The sequence below is a fragment of the Faecalibacterium langellae genome, from assembly GCF_002549775.1.
In the GTDB taxonomy this organism is placed as follows: domain Bacteria; phylum Bacillota; class Clostridia; order Oscillospirales; family Ruminococcaceae; genus Faecalibacterium; species Faecalibacterium langellae.
In genome coordinates this window covers 1-1,137 of record NZ_NMTR01000023.1, presented here as the reverse complement: position 1 = coordinate 1,137, position 1,137 = coordinate 1, and the positions used below count along the sequence as shown (strand labels likewise).

Annotated in this window: 1 protein-coding gene and 1 pseudogene; both read left to right on the top strand. The window is 52.5% G+C overall.

The window, feature by feature from the left end; genetic code table 11:
• Nucleotides 1-809, top strand: a pseudogene (locus CGS49_RS13215) (relaxase/mobilization nuclease domain-containing protein); the annotation flags it as partial.
• A 12-nt stretch (nucleotides 810-821) separates the two neighbouring features.
• Nucleotides 822-1,137 (top strand): ParB N-terminal domain-containing protein (locus tag CGS49_RS13210; protein ID WP_489752634.1); only part of this gene is annotated, 316 nt, incomplete at its 3' end.

Genomic DNA, 1,137 nt, shown 5'->3' with positions numbered 1-1,137 from the left:
TGCGGAAACAGATCTCGGATGTGCTGGACACCGCAATGAGCTTTGAAGATTTCTCGGACAGGCTCTTGCAGCAGTACGGAATCACGGTCAAGGAAAGCCGTGGTCGGCTCAGCTATCTGCCTGCCGGAAGGACAAAGTTCATCCGGGCGCACAGCATCGGTGACAAGTTCGATAAGGCGGCAGTGCTTGCCACGTTGCAGGCAAACGCCGAACGCGAACCCAAGGCGCAGTTCAAGCAGGATACCATCGGGAAACTGATCGACATCCAGTCGAAAATGACCGAAGGCAAGGGCATTGGCTATAAGCGTTGGCTCACGAAACACAATCTCAAAGTTATGGCACAGACCGTGAAGCTTCTGCAGGAAAAGAACTTGACCGACGAGGACGCCCTGAACCAGCGCATCGCTGAACTGGAAACCAAGTATCACGACGCACTGGCGGTGGTGAAAGACCTCGAAGGTCGCATGAAAACCAACAAAGAGCTGCGCTATCACGTCGCAGCCTATGCCAGCACCAAGACAATCGCACAGCAGTTAAAGACTGCCAAACGACCCGCAGCCTTTGAGGAGCAGCACCGTGCAGAGCTGACAGCATACCGGGCAGCAGCAGCCTATTTCAAGGCAAATGACCTCACCAAGCTGCCCAGCCCGAAAAAGCTGGAAGCCGAGTATGCGCAGCTTGCCTCCGAAAAGGCAAAGTTCTACGAGCAGTACAAGGAAGCTAAAGAGGAACTGCTCAAACTGAAAACCGCAAAGCAGAATGTTGCGTCCTTTTTCCGGGAGGAAGAACAGACGCAGCAGGAGAGATAAAGGAGTGTGCGTATGATCAATCTGAAAATTGACCCGGAGTTCCAGTCCCAGATTCCGCCGCTGACGGACGATGAGTACAAGCAGCTTGAAGAAAATATCCTGAAAGAGGGCAAGCTGATCTCTCCTTTGATCGTGTGGAATAATACCCTTGTTGATGGTCACAACCGTTATGCGATTCTTCAGAAGCACCCGGAGATTTATTTCTCTACCATGCCGCTCCGATTTGAGAACCGCGAAGAAGCCATTGCGTGGATTTGCCGGAATCAGTTGGGACGGCGAAACCTGAGTCCCGAACAGAAACGCTATCTGCTTGGGAAGCAGTACGAAG